Here is a 1,378-nt window from a genome sequence, read left to right as displayed (position 1 = left end):
GCTGCCGCGGCTGTCGGGTTTAGGATAGAAAGGTCTGCCTAAGTAATTTAAACCAGACAGTAACGAGCAGCGAATGTTTGAGGCAAAGCGGATGGCTAAACCTATCAGGTTTTGATAACCTGATAGGTTTGTTCACAAAAAAGCCGATGATGAATGAACATAATCGGCTTTATATTTTGATAGTAGAACGCTTAAGCGTCTAATATTTTGAATACACCTTTAATGGCAATAATTGCACCGATGAACAAAACAATCCAGGATGCTAAAGATACTTGCCACGAATCGTAAGCGAAACGCGCGTAAGTACCTACTATGCAAACCAGTACACCAAAAATCATTAATTTATAAATTCCTGGCTGGTTAGCCGTTTTCATACTTTCTGTATTGTGCTTTAATTCGTTGTTCTCCATAATGTTTATTTTTATGATGCTGCAAAAGTAATATTTATTGCTGAATAATTATAAAACTTAGTAACTTTTTAATCGCTCTAACCTTTGTTTCGCTTTATCTTTATCACTAAGCTTTTCGCCCTGATACAAAGGCTTTTCCCAATCGCCATACATGGGGTTTGGCAACACGATATACTTGGTTCCAAATAGGTTCTGATTTACATTTACCTCTTCAAAGGTATTTTTATTCTCGCGATAAAAAATGTTGCTGAAATCGCTTAAATTATCGCCACATAACAGGAGGATATTATGCGTTTCAGTAATTTTCTGGCGACGGGGTTCTTTATTTGAGGTTCCTTTCGAGACTATCAAATGTGCATCATCTGCATAAGGGAAGCCAAAGTGCTGCAGATTTTTCAATGTTGCAGTATAATCTTTTTCATTGCGGTTACTTACATAAAAGGTTTCGATATTCTTTGATGCTGCAAACTTTAAAAAAGCCAAAGCACCCGGAACGGTATCGGCCTGGGCCAGATTTGTCCATTCGGTCCAATCTTCTGGTACATAACTCAGTCCTTTTTTAATTTCATGTCCCTGAAAAGCCGAGTTGTCTAAAACCGTCTCGTCTATATCAACGATCACACAATTTGGCTTCTTACTGGTATCAGCCCATAAAGCTTCTTTTAATGATAAACGGGCAAAGTTATAAGCTTGGAAACATAAGGCCCTGTATTCGCCCGAGGTTTGCTGCCAAAGTACAGCATTGGTATAATCTCTTGCCGGATTTTGGGCTGTAGCTGCAAATGCCAATAAAAACGATATAATAATGAATAAGTATTTTTTCATGATTTGGAATTAAGATTCAAAGATATAAACTCTTGTGATGCAGAATTCATTTCACTGTTGTCCGGAGAAATATTTTTTTGTTTATAAAAAAGGGTAGCTTTAAGTCTACCCTTTGTAGTGTTATATTTGAGTTACCACACCTA

2 protein-coding genes are annotated in these 1,378 nt (G+C 37.2%); both read right to left on the bottom strand.

What is annotated here, in order from left to right:
- Positions 1-191: 191 nt before the first annotated feature.
- A complete protein-coding gene (locus HDC90_RS17840; protein WP_090983263.1) occupies positions 192-410 on the bottom strand; it encodes a hypothetical protein in 219 nt (72 codons plus the stop codon).
- A gap of 57 nt (positions 411-467) precedes the next feature.
- Positions 468-1,235 (bottom strand): 5'-nucleotidase, lipoprotein e(P4) family, encoded by a 768-nt coding sequence (locus tag HDC90_RS17835; RefSeq protein ID WP_184468819.1) that lies wholly within the window; start codon positions 1,233-1,235, stop codon positions 468-470.
- Between the last annotated feature and the right edge of the window lie 143 nt (positions 1,236-1,378).

Origin of the sequence: Pedobacter sp. AK013 (assembly GCF_014205835.1) — a bacterium.
Taxonomy (GTDB): domain Bacteria; phylum Bacteroidota; class Bacteroidia; order Sphingobacteriales; family Sphingobacteriaceae; genus Pedobacter.
This window is presented reverse-complemented; position numbering and strand designations above follow the sequence as displayed.